This window comes from Pseudomonas sp. G3-39 (assembly GCF_054790485.1).
Genome location: NZ_CP186497.1, coordinates 4,273,588 through 4,289,463 on the forward strand (window position 1 = coordinate 4,273,588; position 15,876 = coordinate 4,289,463).

General features: G+C 61.0%; 16 protein-coding genes. All 16 read right to left on the reverse strand.

What is annotated here, in order from left to right:
* Positions 1-51: 51 nt before the first annotated feature.
* Positions 52-981 carry a PfkB family carbohydrate kinase gene (locus ACOYXG_RS19095; RefSeq protein ID WP_460353394.1) on the reverse strand — a complete coding sequence of 310 codons (930 nt, stop codon included), beginning with the start codon at positions 979-981 and terminating at the stop codon, positions 52-54.
* On the reverse strand, positions 974-2,440 hold the full coding sequence (locus tag ACOYXG_RS19100; RefSeq protein ID WP_460353397.1) for a purine-cytosine permease family protein: 1,467 nt from the start codon (positions 2,438-2,440) through the stop codon (positions 974-976). The genes ACOYXG_RS19095 and ACOYXG_RS19100 overlap by 8 nt, the downstream gene beginning before the upstream one ends.
* Positions 2,441-2,654: 214 nt before the next feature.
* Entirely contained in the window at positions 2,655-3,653 is a 999-nt protein-coding gene (locus ACOYXG_RS19105; protein ID WP_115989161.1) for an ADP-ribosylglycohydrolase family protein, read from the reverse strand.
* Positions 3,650-4,363 carry a GntR family transcriptional regulator gene (locus tag ACOYXG_RS19110; RefSeq protein ID WP_027612372.1) on the reverse strand — a complete coding sequence of 238 codons (714 nt, stop codon included), beginning with the start codon at positions 4,361-4,363 and terminating at the stop codon, positions 3,650-3,652. Before ACOYXG_RS19110 ends, ACOYXG_RS19105 begins: the two co-directional genes overlap by 4 nt.
* A gap of 187 nt (positions 4,364-4,550) precedes the next feature.
* A complete protein-coding gene (gene araH, locus ACOYXG_RS19115; protein WP_027612371.1) occupies positions 4,551-5,519 on the reverse strand; it encodes an L-arabinose ABC transporter permease AraH in 969 nt (322 codons plus the stop codon).
* Between the two features lie 12 nt (positions 5,520-5,531).
* Positions 5,532-7,076: an L-arabinose ABC transporter ATP-binding protein AraG gene (araG, locus tag ACOYXG_RS19120; protein WP_027612370.1), complete on the reverse strand. Its 1,545-nt coding sequence runs from the start codon at positions 7,074-7,076 to the stop codon at positions 5,532-5,534.
* Positions 7,077-7,109: 33 nt separating this feature from the next.
* On the reverse strand, positions 7,110-8,114 hold the full coding sequence (locus ACOYXG_RS19125) for a substrate-binding domain-containing protein (RefSeq protein ID WP_047295641.1): 1,005 nt from the start codon (positions 8,112-8,114) through the stop codon (positions 7,110-7,112).
* Between the two features lie 136 nt (positions 8,115-8,250).
* On the reverse strand, positions 8,251-9,069 hold the full coding sequence (locus ACOYXG_RS19130) for an SDR family oxidoreductase (RefSeq protein ID WP_096794887.1): 819 nt from the start codon (positions 9,067-9,069) through the stop codon (positions 8,251-8,253).
* A gap of 270 nt (positions 9,070-9,339) precedes the next feature.
* Positions 9,340-10,215, reverse strand: coding sequence for an SMP-30/gluconolactonase/LRE family protein (locus ACOYXG_RS19135; protein ID WP_460353402.1), 876 nt, complete (start codon positions 10,213-10,215; stop codon positions 9,340-9,342).
* 132 nt (positions 10,216-10,347) lie between these two features.
* On the reverse strand, positions 10,348-11,064 hold the full coding sequence (locus ACOYXG_RS19140) for a FadR/GntR family transcriptional regulator (protein WP_027612366.1): 717 nt from the start codon (positions 11,062-11,064) through the stop codon (positions 10,348-10,350).
* Positions 11,065-11,256: 192 nt separating this feature from the next.
* Positions 11,257-11,817 carry a DUF1285 domain-containing protein gene (locus ACOYXG_RS19145; protein ID WP_460353405.1) on the reverse strand — a complete coding sequence of 187 codons (561 nt, stop codon included), beginning with the start codon at positions 11,815-11,817 and terminating at the stop codon, positions 11,257-11,259.
* Between the two features lie 15 nt (positions 11,818-11,832).
* A complete protein-coding gene (locus ACOYXG_RS19150; protein WP_460353408.1) occupies positions 11,833-12,438 on the reverse strand; it encodes a DUF4823 domain-containing protein in 606 nt (201 codons plus the stop codon).
* Positions 12,439-12,607: 169 nt separating this feature from the next.
* Positions 12,608-13,576: a GTP 3',8-cyclase MoaA gene (locus tag ACOYXG_RS19155; protein ID WP_098965014.1), complete on the reverse strand. Its 969-nt coding sequence runs from the start codon at positions 13,574-13,576 to the stop codon at positions 12,608-12,610.
* A gap of 137 nt (positions 13,577-13,713) precedes the next feature.
* Positions 13,714-14,352, reverse strand: a complete 639-nt coding sequence (locus ACOYXG_RS19160; protein ID WP_007950805.1) for a TetR/AcrR family transcriptional regulator — start codon at positions 14,350-14,352, stop codon at positions 13,714-13,716.
* Positions 14,353-14,704: 352 nt separating this feature from the next.
* Positions 14,705-15,496 carry a TatD family hydrolase gene (locus ACOYXG_RS19165; protein WP_103369216.1) on the reverse strand — a complete coding sequence of 264 codons (792 nt, stop codon included), beginning with the start codon at positions 15,494-15,496 and terminating at the stop codon, positions 14,705-14,707.
* A gap of 15 nt (positions 15,497-15,511) precedes the next feature.
* The gene (locus tag ACOYXG_RS19170; protein WP_027612362.1) at positions 15,512-15,868 is read right to left on the reverse strand and encodes a PilZ domain-containing protein; all 357 of its coding nucleotides are present in this window, start codon (positions 15,866-15,868) and stop codon (positions 15,512-15,514) included.
* Positions 15,869-15,876 lie beyond the last annotated feature (8 nt).

Sequence of the window (15,876 nt, forward strand, 5' to 3'; positions counted from 1 at the left end):
AAAGACGCAAATCCCCCCTGTGGGAGCGGGCTTGCTCGCGAAGGCGGTTGATCAGTCGCCGCAGGACTCGCGGATAAACCCATCCACTTCAGCCGCGCCCGGCGCTGTTGCCGGCCCCCATCGCGTCACTGCCAAAGCCGCCGCCGCATTCGCCCGCCGCGCCGCCTCATGGGCGGGCAAACCCTGCGCCAACCCGGCGACGAACACCCCGGCATGGGCATCACCCGCCCCGTTGCTGTCCACGGCTTTTACCGCAAACCCCGGTACATGCCGTCGCTCGCCACGCTGCTGAATCCAGCAACCCTGTGGTCCATCGCGCACCACCATCAGCACATCCTTGGGCAGATGATCCGCCAGCCGATCCAGCGCTTGAGCAATGTCTGCAGCCCCGGTAAAGCGCAACGCCTCGACGCTGTTGCTGGTCCACACATCGATGCGCGGCAGCAGCGCCTGCATCAGCGCCGAGTCCGGCGACTCCACCAACGGCCCCGGATCGAACACCACGTTGATCACCTCCGGCAGCGCCAGCGTCCAGTCCAGCAGCGCCTGCGCCTTGCCTGCGTGCAGCAGGCTGTAACCGCTTACATAAACGTAGTCGCCCGCCTCGGCCGCCACGCTGTTCAAGTCCTCTCCGGTCACCTCACCTTCAGCGCCGATGTAGGAAATGAAACTGCGCTCGGCCGACGCATCTGTCAGCGCCACGCATATCCCGGTATCGCGTTGTGCAGGCATCTGGATGCCGATGTGAATGCCTTCATCCTTCATCGCCTGACGCGCCAGATCACCAAAACGCCCAGTGCCGTGGCGACCGAGATAGACCACCGGCAAACCGTTGCGCACGGCTGCGGCCATCACGTTGAAGCCGCCGCCAGCCTCGAAAGCGGCAGACTGCGCCAGCACATCGCCGCCGATTTGCGGCAGCTGATCCACGGCCATGACCAGGTCGATGATGACCTGGCCGGTGTGCAACATCTTAGGCATGAGCATTCTCGACTTGCGCGGCACGGCGATCTTTCGCCCCGCCAAGGACGAAGTAAATGCCACCGGCCACCACGAAGGTCACGATCCAGCCGAGGCCGTTGTGGCCCAGCCACGAGTCGGACAAAAAGCCCTTGAACCAGACGTTCTCGGCGGTGGTGCCGATGGTGGTGAAGCTGAAGCCGAGCACGATGGCAATCGCCCACGCGCCGAACGCGCGCCACTCGATGCCGCCGCGATACCAATAGGCGCTGCTCGGGCTGACGTCGAGCAGGTCTTTGGGGCTGTAGTAGTGACGGTGAATCAGATCGACCACGAAGATCCCGACCCACGCGGTGATCGGCACCGCCAGCAGGGAAATGAAGGTGATGAACGGGCCGTAGAAGCTGTCGGCGATCAGCATGAAGTAGATCGAGCCGGCGAAGATCGCCACGATGTCGACCACCACCGCGTACACGCGTTTGACCTTCAGACCGAGGGTCAGCGTGGTCAGACCGGCGGAGTACACCGAGAGGTTGTTCGACAGCAGCAAGCCACCGAACGCGGTGATCAGGTACGGCACGGCCATCCAGGTCGGCAGCATGTCGCGGATGGCCACGATCGGGTCAGTCGCCGAGGCGAGATCGTTGTTGCCTACCGACAGCAGGCCGCCGAGGGTGATCAGCAGAACCAGCGGAATCCCCGCACCGAACGCCGCCGAAGCGACCAGCCGTACAGCCTTGACGCTGCGGTGCTGATAGCGCGACATGTCCGCACCGGCGTTGGCCCAGCCGATCCCGGTACCGGCAGCCATGGTGCCGATGCCGATGATCATTGCGCTCAGCGGGGCCGGCGTGGCGTTGAACACCGCGCTCCAGTCGATGGTCGCGCAGAGGAAGCCGCCGACCAGAATGTTCAGCGCGCCGAACACGTAGGTCGCCCACTTCTGGATCACCAGCAAGGTGGCGTGACCGAGGCCGGAAACCGACAGAGTCAGCAGGACGAAAATGGCGATGAAGATCAGCGTCAGCACTGGCGCACTTTTCGCTTCAACCGACGAGCCGAACAGGATCGAACACAGCGATAGCAGCACGAACGCCGCGGTGGTGGTGTTGACCGTTTCCCAGCCCAGACGCGACATCAGCGAGACCAGCGTCGGGCCGATATTGCCACGCACGCCGAAGATCGCCCGCGACAGGGTCAGACTCGGCGCGCGGCCACGGCGGCCGGCAATCGAGATGATCCCGACCACGGCGAATGAACCGGCGGCGCCGACGATGGCAACGATGATCGCCTGCCAGATCGCCAGCCCGCGAAACGCCACCAGCGTGGCGCCCAATGGCAGGCCGAGAATGGAAATGTTGGCGGCGAACCAGACCCAGAACAGTTGCAGCGGATGACCGTTGCACTCGGCTTCCGGCACCGGCTCAATGCCGCGGGTTTCCAGTTGCCCGGCGCTTTGCCCGGCGTTTGTTGAACTCATGAACAGTGCTCCTGTTTGCCTTTATTGTGGTTGTGGCAATGACGCAAAACGACAAGACATCCCGGCCATCCTCGGCCTGTCTGTGCGATCCATTGCGGGTGAATATTCAAGATTTGCAGTGCGGCCTTCGCGAGCAGGCTCGCTCCCACATGGGTTATGTGAACGCCACAGATCCAATGTGGGAGCGAGCCTGCTCGCGAAGGCGTCCGCCCGATCAACGCAAGGCCAACAGCCCCTGCACCAACGGCTCAAGCTCCAGATGATTGACAGCCTTCACCGTCTCGATCATCTCGGCAGGCCAACTCTCAAGGCCCAGGCAGGCCCCGAGCATGGCGCCAAGAATCGCCGCGATGGTGTCAGTGTCGCCGCCAAGGCTGGCGGCCATGCACAACGCTTCGAACGCGCTCATTTCGCCGACCGCCACTTGCTGCGCCAGGGCGAAAGACACCACGACCGATTCCTGCGAGGCCACCGAAGTGCCGATCACGTCGTACAGCAGATCCGCCAGCAGCGCCTTGTCGCTGTCGACGCTGATGGTTCGCGCCCAACTGATGCGCGAAGCAATACGCCCACCGGCCACCCAGTGACCATGTGCCTCGGCCTGTTGCGCGATCTGCTGACCGAGGTTCAGCGCCTCGCCCAGATCCATGCCATTGATCCCGGCCGAAACCACCGCCGCCACCGCCGCCGCACTGGAAATCCCCAGCGTGGTGTTGTGGGTAACCTGACAGGCCTGCACCACGGCCGCGATGAAACGTTCGGGATCGGTGACGTTGGCGGCGATGCCCACCGGAGTGATGCGCATCGCCGCACCATTGGTAGTGCCATAGCGTCCGGCCTCCTCTGGCGAGTGACCGGCGAGGATCATTTCAATGGCGCGTTTGGTCGACGGGCCGAGCAGGTCCTGCGAACCCTTGGCCTGCATCTCGGCTTCCCACTCGATCAGCCGTTGAGCGAGGACTGCCGGTTCGATGCGGCCCTTGCCTTCGACCAGCAACTCACCGACCAGAATCGCCTGTTCGGTGTCGTCTGTGATCGAGCCTTTGGGCATGTTGGCGGCAATCGGTTGCAGAGGACCGGCGTCCTGCAGATCAGTGATCCGGCCAAAGCGGGTCTTGATCGTTTCGCGGTTCAACGATTGCGTCGGCATGCCCAGCGCATCACCGAGGGCCAGGCCATAAAACGCACCGAGGGCACGGTTGAGCGCGGTCATTTCGATTCTCCAAATTGCAGGTGCAGGCGGAAATGCACCGGGTCGAGCAGGCTTTCGACCTGCTCCATGAAACGGTTCTGCCGGTCGTAGGTGGTACGCAGGGCCTTGAGGAACACGGTGCCGACCGGGCGCCCGAGCAGTTCGGCGTCTTCGGCATTGAGTGGTTCGGCGCCGATCCACTGATCGCCGCGCTCGCCGATGTAGCCGTAGGCAGCGAGGGTGATGGTCAGCGAGTTGTCGATCAGACCGACCCGCGGCAGGCTTTCCAGGCCGCCGGTGGCCGGCATCAAAGAACGTTCAAGGGACACCAGCGTGCCGTCGTTGGAACGACGACGGCGATCGAGGGTGATGAATTGGTCGGTGCCGAAGCGCGAAAGCAGATCAGGCCGCGTCACCGCTTCCAGGCGCAGCACTTCGGTGTTGATCAGCGCCCCGCTGTCGGCCAACGCCTGCGCCCAGCCGCTGCGCTGATCGAGCGCTACACCGTCGAACGTGACAATGGAGCCGACCCCGCTTTGCGTGGCGATGTAATTGCGCCGCTTCAGTTCGGCCAGCGCTTCGCGCAACGTGCCACGGCTGACGTTGAATTCCTGAGCCAACTGATGCTCGCCGGGCAACAGAAAGCCGTCCTCCATGAGGCCGCTTTCAATGCGCCGGACGAGTTCGTCGACCACCCGTTGTTTCTTGTCAAATCGTACCTGTCTAATCATGTACAAAGTGATAACCGAAACGGGCGCGGGCGAGCAAGGAATTTTTAGGAGAGATGACGGAAGGTCTGGCGCGGCGCGGTCCCCTGTGGGAGCGGGCTTGCTCGCGAAAGCGCTGTGTCAGACGCCGAAAATATTGACTGACACACCGCATTCGCGAGCAAGCCCGCTCCCACAGGGGGATTGAAGATTACCGTTGTTTGAGGCGATCGATGACGACGGCCAGCAACAGAATCGAACCACGAATCACATACTGATAAAACGTATCAATGTTCTTCAGGTTCATCGCGTTCTCGATGATCGCCAGAATCAGCACCCCGGCAATCACGTGGCGGATCATGCCGATCCCGCCGCTCAGCGACACGCCGCCGAGCACACACGCCGAAATCACCGTCAGCTCGAAACCCTGGCCGATCATCGGCTGCCCGGAGGTCATGCGCGAAGCGAGAATCACCCCGGCCAGCGCACCGATCACGCCGTGCACGGCGAAGATGATGATCTTGGTCCGGTCAACGTTCACCCCGGCGAGCAACGCCGCCTCCTGGTTGCCACCGATGGCCATGGTGTTGCGCCCGTAGGTGGTGTAGTTCAGCAGCCAGCCGAAGAACAGGAAGCAGACGATGGTGATCAGGATCGGCACCGGCACGCCGAACAACTGACCGTTGCCGAAGACGAAGAACGATTCCTGCGACACGCCCACCGCTTTGCCGTTGGCAAAAATGTACGCCAGGCCGCGAACGATCTGCATGGTCGCCAGCGTGGTGATCAACGCGTTGACCCGCAACTTGGCGATCACGATGCCGTTGATCAGCCCGACTATCAGGCCCATCACCAGCGCCGCGCTGACGCCGAGGAACACGCTGTTGGTGTCGCGCATCACCACCGCAGCAACGACCCCCGCGCAGGCGATCACCGAGCCCACCGACAAGTCGAAGTGCCCCGACGCCAGACAGTAGAGCATGGTGCACGCGGCGATGCCGGTAGTGGAAATCGCCAGACCCAGCCCGCGCATGTTCAGCGGCGAGAGGAAGTTATCGATCAGCAGCGTGCAGGCGACGAAGATACCGATCGCCGCCAGCAGCATGACCCAGTCGTCGAGGAAGCGCCGCAGGTCCAGCGGTTTGCGGGGAGTCGGCAGCGCCTTGTTTTGGATGGTCATCATAGTCACCTCTCAGTTCGCCACGCCGTCAGCGCGATGGCGCGGCAAAGCCAGTTGCAGCAGGTTGGATTCATTGGCCTGGTCGCGGCTGACTTCGCCGCGCAGCGCGCCTTCGCAGAGCACCAGAATGCGGTCGGAAATGCCCATCACCTCCATGAGGTCGCTGGACACCACGATCACCGAAATACCGTCGGCGGCCAGGTTATGGATGATCTGGTAGATCTCGGCCTTGGCGCCGATGTCGATGCCGCGAGTCGGCTCATCGAGCAGCAGGACCTTCATCGGCATCGACAGCCAGCGACCGAGAATCGCCTTCTGCTGATTGCCGCCGGACAGGAATTTGATCTGCTGACCGGCGTGCGGGGTTTTGACTTTCAGCGCCTTGATCTGCTTGTCGGCGTTGCCCTTCTCCCACAGCCCGCGCAGCAGGCAGCCGAGGCTGGCATTGGCGCCGCGCGCGCTGATGTTAATGTTCTCGGCAACGCTGGCCAGCGGGATGATCCCCTCTTTTTTCCGGTCCTCGGGGCACAGCAGGATCCCGGCGGCAATCGCATCGCGCGGTGAGCGCAATTTCAATTCATGCCCCCGCAGTTCGAGGCGTCCGGCGGTGTTGCGTTCAAGCCCGCTGAGCAAGCGGAACAGCTCGGTGCGCCCGGCCCCGACCAGGCCGAACAGCCCGAGAATCTCGCCCTTGTGCGCCTCGAAACTCACCGGCTCACGCAGCCCCGGGCCAAGCAGACCGTCGACCTTCAATGCCACCGCGCCGCGTGGACGGCTGCGGTAATCGTAGATGTCCTGAATGTCGCGGCCGACCATGCAGGTCACCAGTTGATCGTGGGTCAACTGGCTCATGTCATCGAAGGTGCGCACGTAACGGCCGTCCTTGAACACCGTCACCGCGTCGCAAATGCGGAACACTTCTTCCATGCGATGCGAGACGTAGAGCACCACTTTGCCTTCGTCCCGCAGGCGACTGATGATCGCCATCAAACGGTCGATTTCGCGCGCCGAGAGACTGCTGGTCGGCTCATCGAAGGCGATCACATGCGCGCCACGGGACAGCGCCTTGGCGATTTCCACCAGTTGCCGCTGACCGAGCGACAGGCGCCCGACCTTGGTCTGCGGATCGATTTCATCGGCCAGGCCCTTGAGGCAGGCCAAGGCATTCTGGCGCAGGACGCCACGATTGATCAGGCCGAAACTGGCCGGCAGATGACCGAGAAACAGGTTCTCGGCCACGCTCATTTCCGGCACCAGATGCAGCTCCTGGTGAATCACCGCGACGCCGCTGCCGATGCTGTCGGCGGTCGACTTGAACGCCATGGTCTGCTCGCCGATCTGCAACTCGCCGCTGCTCGGAATGTAGGCGCCACCGAGGATTTTCAGCAGGGTCGATTTGCCGGCGCCGTTCTCGCCCATCAAGGCGTGCACCTGCCCTGGATGGGCGACGAAGCTGATGGCGTCCAGCGCCTTGACCCCGGGGAAGGTCTTGCCGATCCCGTTGAAGCGCAGGCTGCCGCCGGCGCTGCTTGAGTGTGTCTGTACTTGCGCGTGCATCTGAGTCACCTCTTCACACCGATCGAGCAGCCATCAATTCCACAGGCCGATTTTTTCCAGCTCTTGCTTGAAGTTCTCACGGGTGATCAGGGTGACGTCGTCCATCGCTGTGTACTTCGGCGGTTCTTTGCCGGTGGTGACCCACTCGTACATCATCTCGGCAGTCTTGTAGCCTTCGATGTGCGGGCTAGGCAGCATCGAGCCGAAGAAACCGCTGTTGGGCTTTTTCAGCTCGCCGATGGCGTCGGTGCCGTTGATGCCGATGCCAATCACATTGGCCGCAGCGAACCCGGCGGCTTCGGTGGCGCGGACGCCGCCGAGTACGGTGTTGTCGTTCATGCCGCCGATGATCAGGTTCTTCGCCGCACTGGGCAGCTTGACCAGCGCCGAGTTGGTGGCGTCCATGCTGCCCGGCACGTCGAGGGTTTTCAGCGCGGCGGTCAGGATGTGGTCTTTCGGCAGGCCGGCGTCTTCGAGCGCCTTCATCGAACCGTCGGTGCGCTTCTTGCCGGTGTCGAGTTCGTTGTAGGTGTTGACCACCGCGTAGGTGTCTTTCCAGTCCCAGTTGCGTTTCTTCGCCTCGGCGACCATCGCGTTGCCCTGCTTCTGGCCGACTTCGAACGCGGCCATGCCGAGGTACGGCACGTCCTCCATGAACTTGCCGCTGGCGTCGACGAAACGATCGTCCACGGCAATCACTTTCAGGTCATTGAGTTTGGCTTTGGCCATGATCGCCGGGCCGAGCGAGACATCCGGCGGGCAGATCACGAAGCCCTTGGCACCGTTGGCCGCGAGGCTGTCGATGGCCGAGAGGGTTTTCTCGCCGTCCGGCACGGCGATCTTGATCAGTTCGAAGCCTTTATCCTTGGCGGCTTTTTCAGCAAAAGCCCACTCGGTCTGGAACCATGGCTCTTCAGCCTGTTTGACCAGGAAACCGATTTTCACGGCATCGGCAGCGAGCAGCGTACTGCTCAGACTGAACGCGGTGACCGCCAGGGCGGCACTGCACAGGGTACGAATCCCGAAACGACGTTTCATAAGCTGACTCCTTGTTATTTTTTTTGAGCGTTATTTGAAAAGCGTTAAAGCCTGGTTTTGCAATGTAGGACAAAAATAGTCATATCGTATGATGATTGGATTTCACGCGGAGTTCACCGCCTGAAACACTATCCACTCAGTCGTGGTACATCACCGAGCGCCCACCATCGATGGTGATGCACGAGGCGTTGATGAACGGCGCTTCATCACTGGCCAGAAACACGGCGGTCATCGCCACTTCGAGCGGCTGGCCGATGCGTTTCGGCGGGTGCAGATCGAATGCTCGCTGACGCTCGGCGTGCGGATCGGCAAAACCGTTCCAGTAATCGACGTTGAGTTGCGTCTCGATGTACCCCGGGGCGATGGCGTTGACCCGAACGCCCTTCGCCGCATATTCGATGCCCAGCGCCCGGGTCAGCCCAAGCAGGCCGTGCTTGGCTACCGGGTACGGGAAACAGCCGGGAATGATGTGGCTGGAATGGGTCGAGGCGATGTTGATGATGCTGCCGACACCCTGCTCGATCATCTGCGGCAGCACGGCTTTGCAACCGTACCAGGCGCCGTCCAGATCGATGGCGAAGCAACGACGCCAGTCTTCTTCGGTCATTTGCAGCGGGTCGCGGAACACGTTGACCCCGGCGCAATTGACCAGCACGTCGATGCGCCCGTGCAGCTCAACCGCCAGTTTGGCCATGGCGTGCAAGTCCTGCTGGCGCGAGACGTCAGCCTTGATCGCCTGCACGTCGTAGCCCTTGTCGCGCCACTGGGCGGCAACCTTCTCGACCTTCTCTGCCTGAATATCGCTGATCACCAGTCTGGCCTGCTGCGAGGCGAACGTGGCAACGATCGCCTCGCCGATGCCTTGAGCGGCACCGGTCAGCAGCACCACCTTGTTTTTCAGACGCTCACCCTTCGGCGGCGCGGGCACCGGCGGCAAGGAAAGAGGTTCAGCCATGGATCAGGACTCCTGTTCGTCAGCACAAAAAAACCGGGCATCTGCCGATGTCCGGTCTGGAAAACTGTGAAAACGAAACAGGCAGGCGCGGCGAGCGACGCCGGTCCGTTGCGAGACGCTGACTCCGCTGAGGAGTGCGATAGAGGTTCGCTGCATCACTTCACCTGTTTTGTTCTTTTTAAGTGTGAGTGCGTGTTACTGCTGGAGCCGACTATAAACCCGACTGCCAAATAATCTCAATATATAATTTTGCATCCCATATTTTGGGATTTAGCCAGCAAAGCGCGTGCAAAGTTTGCCCGGCACATCGACCCGCATCGACAGAACTGCGCCATCCAGCGGATGGTTATGCGGACTCTGGGCGCTGGTGATGTACAGGGTTTTCAGGTCTTCGCCGCCGAATACGCAACTGGTTGGACGGCTGACAGGCAGATCGATTTTGCGGTCGACCTTGCCGTCCGGCGTCAGGCGCAACAGGCAGCTGCCGTCCCAACGCGCGTTCCACACATACCCTTCGGCGTCGACTGCCGAACCATCCGGGCCACCGTTCTGGTCGGGGCCGTACCAGATTTCGGCGTTGCCGAGATTACCGTCGGTGTGAATGAAATAGCGATTGAGCGCCCCGTCGAGGCTGTCGCCGAACAGCAGTCTGGTGCCGTCGTCGCTCCACAACAGCGTGTTGGGAATGCCGAGACCGAGCAGCAATGGCGTGACACGCTGGTCGGGATCAATGCGAAACAAGCCGCCGGAACGACGCTCGATCGGCAGGTCTTCGCCGTTGTCACCGATGTTGTTCTGCATGGTGCCGAGCCACAGTCGGCCTTGGGCGTCGCAGCGTGCTTCGTTGGGTCGATTGCCGGGTTGCGGGTCGGCGATGCAGAACAGCGTGAGGCGTGGTTCGAGGCCCGGGGAATCGAGATCCAGTCGATACACGCCGCTGCTCAATGTCACCAACGCGTCGCCACTGGCACAGGGGATGAACGCGGAAACGTGCTCGGGCATCTGCCAGATCTGCACGTTGTTGCCGATCAGCCGCAGCGCCTGCTTGCCGGCGATATCGACCCAGTACAGCGCCTGGGTCGGGGCGTCCCAGAATGGCCCTTCACCGAGCCTGGCGCGGTGTTGGGTTACGGCGGTCAACGGCATATTGAATCCTTCATGTTGTTGTTCTAACTGTAGGAGTGAGCCTGCTCGCGATAGCGGTGGGTCGGTGACGACGATTGTGACTGACCCACCGCTATCGCGAGCAGGCTCACTCCTACAGGGGAATTTGTGTTGTCAACTGGCTTTTTTGTTGGCCATCACCTGCGGGTAAAAGCGTTTGATCGCCAGGTCGGCGTTGTCGATCAAGGTCATGCAGGCCCAGACCCCGCGTGCTGAATCACGGGCAGCAATGGCGTCGGCCATGTCTTTGTGGATCGGCAAGGTGCGACGCAGTTCATCGGGGTCGGCAGCGGAGACTTCAAACGACACGGCGAGCAAGGCGCCGAGGGCCGGGACCATTTGCTCGATGAACTGGTTGTGGCTGGCCGCCAGAATGCATTCGTGGAAGGACTGGTCGGCACGGTTGTAATCAATGCCGCTGTCGACCGCCCGTTCCAGCGCGTTGTAGGCCAGTTGCACCGCGTGAATCTGCTCCAGGCTGGCGCGCTCGCAGGCCCAGCGCACGGCCATCGGTTCGATGGTGCGGCGCAAGTCGAGCAGGTCATCAACAAAGTTTTCCGGCAGGCCGTTGCGTGAGAGCCAGCCGACGACTTGCGGATCGAACAGGTTCCAGCGCCGTACCGGTAACACGCGAGTGCCAACCTTAGGCCCGACTTCGAGCATGCCTTTGGCGACCAGAGTCTTGATCGCTTCGCGAATCACCGTGCGGCTGACACCCAACTGCTCGCCCAGATCCGCCTCGACCTTGATCGCCTGCCCCGGTTTGACCTGGCCAGCGGCAATCCAGCTGCCCAGCCAATCGACCGTTGATGCATGAAAGCTGCTGGACATGGACACCTCAAAGCAGTTGGCGATGGGTGTCCACGCTAATGATCATATGATTAACAGTCAATCGGGATTTTCTGCTGAATCATGAACCCCTGTAGGAGTGAGCCTGCTCGCGATAGCGGTGGAACAGTCAATGTTGATGGTGACTGACACACCGCTATCGCGAGCAGGCTCACTCCTACAGGGGGATTGTGATCAAGGTTCGAGGCCGATCCGGAAGAACTCGCCGCCGCTCCACACACCCAACCAGCGCTGCCCATCGATCTCACGACTGACCGCCAGTTCCACCAGTTGGTAAAACACATTGCGGTGAATCAACGCTTCGAGGTTGGTGCGCACGTGCACGTAAGGCGCAGGTTCCTGCGTCGCCGGGTCGATCTCGACGCGGATCGGATGTTCCGGCCCGGCCTCAGCAGTCTCTTCAACGTTGGTAGTGAAACGCAGGACCTGCGCTTCGCCCTCGCCTTCGACTTCCACGGCAATCGCCACAAACGGCGCATCGTCGACCTTGATCCCGACCTTTTCGACCGGGGTAATCAGGAAGTAATCATCGCCGTCGCGGCGGATGATGGTGGAGAACAGCTTGACCATCGGCTTGCGCCCGATCGGCGTGCCCAGGTAATACCAGGTGCCGTCGCGGGCGATGCGCATGCCGATGTCACCGCAGAAGTCCGGGTTCCACAAGTGCACCGGCGGCAGGCCTTTGGTTTTGGGGATCTGCCCCAACAGGTCATTGGCTTTTTGCGGTCCACTCATGGCGTACTCCTTGGTTTATTGGTCGCCGACTCCCAGCAGGCTGCGCGCGTATTGCGCCAGCGGCGGGCCGATCAGGTCTTCAGGCTTGTTGTCGTGGAACGTCAGTAAACCGCCACGACTTTTGATCCGTGCAGTATCAATCAAATACTGGGTGCTGGTCTCGATCAACATGATCTGAATCACGCCGCCGTCGATGCCGAGGCGATCCACGGCCTCCTGATCGAGCCATTCGTCAGAGTTACCGATACGGTCGTCAGCCTTGGCGAAACGGGTGTACAGCAGGTAGTGCGCGCCGGCATCGCGGGCTTCGCCCATCGCCTGATCGAGGCCTTCAGGGGCACGCGCGCGGCGGACCATCGGGAAGTATTCGACAAAACCCTTGAACGCTTCTTCTGCCACCACGTTCGGGCGCGGATAGGAGCCACCCGGCGGTGCAAATGCGCCCTGAGCGATGTAGATGAACGAATCCGGCTGAATGCGGAAGTTGTTCACCCGACGGCTGTCGCTGTGATCCAGCAGCCCCGCGTCGCTCATCTGATAGCGAGTGCCTTCGGCCATATCGCTGACAGTCATACAGCCGCCGAGCGCCAAAACGGTCAGCAGCAAAACCAGGCTACGCATCCTCATCCTCCAAAAGCCGGTGACGGAAAACCGGCGAATGGCCGTTGGATGCAGCTTTTGCGCCAGCTCAGGATCTTCGTCGAATGATGAATCGCTTTCGCGAGCAGACTCGCTCCCACAGGATTGCGCAAAACCCAGTGGGAGCGAGCCTGCTCGCGAAAAAGAGGGATCAGCCGCCGATAATCTTCATGACGGTCGCACCACCGGAGAACGCCACTTCCTGCTTGTCGCCCAACGCCTTGACCAACAGACGCTGCAACGCCGGCAACGCCTGATGGCGAGGCTTGTCGAGCAGATCACCGACATAGTGGCGGTTGCTCGACGACAGGCAGCCATGCAGCCAACCGGTCGACGACAGACGCAAGCGCGAACAGGTTCTGCAGAACGGCACGCTTTCGTTGGCGATCACGCCGAAATGGCCGCGGCCCGGTATCGCATAGCGCACGGCCGTGGCATCCACCGGCGCATCTGCCTGGGCGTACTCGTAGCGCTCGCCGATCAGGCTCAGCAGTTGCTGCAGGCTGACGAACTGTTGCAGGAAGGCGTTGGAGTCGGTGGCGAGGTGGCCCATGCGCATCAACTCGATGAAACGCAACTCATAGCCCCGTTCCAGGCAGTAATCGAGCAGCGGCATCACCTGATCCAGGTTCTGCCCACGCAACGGCACCATGTTGACCTTGATCTTCAGTCCCGCCGCTTTCGCCTGGTCCATGCCATCGAGCACGGTCGCCAGATCGCCGCCACGGGCGATACTGCGGAACGCGCCGGCATCCAGGGTATCGAGGGATACGTTGATCCGGCGCAGACCGGCGTCCACCAGCAGCGGCAGCTTCTTCGCCAGGAGTTGACCGTTGGTGGTCAGGCTGATGTCTTCCAGGCCCATCTTGCCGACGGCACTCATGAAAGATTCGAGTTTGGGGCTGACCAGCGGCTCGCCACCGGTGATGCGCAAGCGCTCGATGCCGGCGGCTTCGATCAGATAAGCCACGCCGCGGGCCATGGCCTCGGCCGACAGTTCATCCTGCGCAGCCACCAGCCGCTTGCCGTTGGGCACGCAGTAGGTACAGGCGTAATTGCAGGCTGAAGTCAGGCTGATGCGCAAATTGCGAAAACGCCTGCCTTGACGGTCAACGATCATGATCACTCCGGCGATAGAATTTCGAGCCGCTAAAACTTGACTCACAAATCAAGTTTTAGCAAGCCCTATGCCTGAGTATATTCCTGCGGTACTGCGTCATGTAGCGAAATCATGGCGCAATAAGGCCGCTGAATGATTCAGCTGCTCGGTGTTTCCGGGTCGCGCTTGCGCTTGTTGCCCATGCGCACGCCGATGTCCATCAGGAACTGGAAGAAACCTTCCTGATCTTCCAGCACATTGCTCCAGAACGGCGAGTGATACAGCGCCACCGCGCCGTGCACCAGCGCCCAGGACGCGCAGTAGTGGAAGTATGGCGGCACGTCTTCGAGCTTGCCTTCGCTGATCCGGCCTTTGATGAGCAGGGTCAGGCGTTCGAAGTTCGAGGCACGGATCTTGTGCAGCTCCTCGACCATTTCCGGCACCTGATTGCCTTTTACCACCTTCTCTTCGAGACGGTCGAACAGGCGGTAGCGCTGCGGGTCGCGCATGCGGAATTCGAAGTAGGCACGGGACAGCGCTTCCTTGTCCTTGTCGACATCGGCCGAATGCAGCAGCTCGTTCAAATCACGCTCGTAATCGAGCATCAGGCGCAGATAGATCTCGGCCTTGGATTTGAAATGCTTGTAGATCGTGCCTTTGCCGATACCCACGGCATCAGCAATCATCTCGACGGTGACACTGTCTTCACCTTGTTCGAGGAACAGCTTGAGCGCGGTATCGAGAATTTCTTGCTCGCGGCGACGAAACTCACGGACCTTACGAGGTTCTTTGTGCATAAGAAAAGGTCTGTAGGGGTCAAAATTCGAAGCCGCGTATTATGCCTAACTTGCACAAAAATGCACGGATCATCCGACCATATCTGCGTTTCTTGTTCATTTTGCGAACGCCAGGGGTGCAATGAGAACTCAACTGAAGCGCACGTATTCCAAATTTGTTTAAAAACCTCGACCGGCTAACTGGACTGAACGCCAGACTGATCAATACTTGAACTGTCGGGCGGCATCTCCCCCAAGTGCCGTGCCGGTAAAGGTACCAAGGGACCGCGTGCCTTTGTTTTACTCCTAATGGTCTTAACCCGGATTCACCCCCCAGAACCCGGGTTTTTTTTGCCTGCGATTTGGCGGTGACCTACATGGCAGATTTGACAGAGGCCAGCGGAAACAGGCGCTTGAAGTTCTCGGTGGTCTGCTCGGCAAACCGCTCGTAGCTCTCCCCACGCAGCATCGCCAGAAACTCAGCCACCTCACGCACGTACTGCGGCAGGTTCGGTTTGCCACGATAAGGGATCGGCGCCAGATACGGCGAGTCGGTCTCCACCAGCAAGCGATCGGCCGGCACCTTGCTCGCCACGTCGCGCAGAGCGTCGGCATTGCGGAAGGTGACGATGCCCGACAGGGAAATGTAATAGCCCATGTCCAGCGCGGCTTTGGCCATGTCCCAGTCTTCGGTGAAGCAATGCAGCACACCGGCCTGGGGCAACGCCGCTTCTCGCAGCAGCTCAAGGGTATCGGCACGGGCGCCGCGGGTGTGGATGATCACCGGCTTACCAGTCTGCTGTGCGGCTTGCAGGTGCAGGCGGAAGGATGCCTGCTGCAGCTCGGCGGCTTCCGGTTCGTAGTGATAATCCAGACCGGTTTCACCGATCGCCACCACTTTCGGGTGATTGAGCTCGTGTAGCAGCCAGTCCAGCGCCGGCGCCGCGCCCGGTTGCACATCCAATGGGTGCACACCGACCGAGCAATCGACGTCGTCATAGCGCTCGGCGAGGGCTTTGACGTCGGCGGCGTTATCGGCACTCACGCCGATACACAGGAAGTGCCCTACCCCGCGTTGGCGAGCCGCATCGAGTGCAGCATCCAGCGAACCGTCATGGGCGGCGAGGTCGAGGCGATCAAGGTGACAATGGGAATCTACGAGCATAAAAGAGACTGCAACTTACATCGTATGAGTGGGACGGTCGGATTTCAGTGCTCCGGCCAGATGGGTTTCGATGCGACTGCGGGCGGTGTTGTCGCCTTCATTGAATTGCACGCCGACGCCGGCTGCGCGGTTGCCCTGAGCACCTTTGGGGGTGATCCAGGCGACCTTGCCGGCCACCGGAATCTTCTCCGCCTCGTCCATCAGGTTCAGCAGCATGAACACCTCGTCGCCCAACTTGTAGCTCTTGTTGGTCGGGATGAACAGGCCACCGTTCTTGATGAACGGCATGTAGGCGGCGTAAAGCACCGATTTGTCCTTGATCGTCAGGGACAGGATGCCGTTGCGCGGCCCGGGGCTGATGGCTTCATTCATGTTGACCT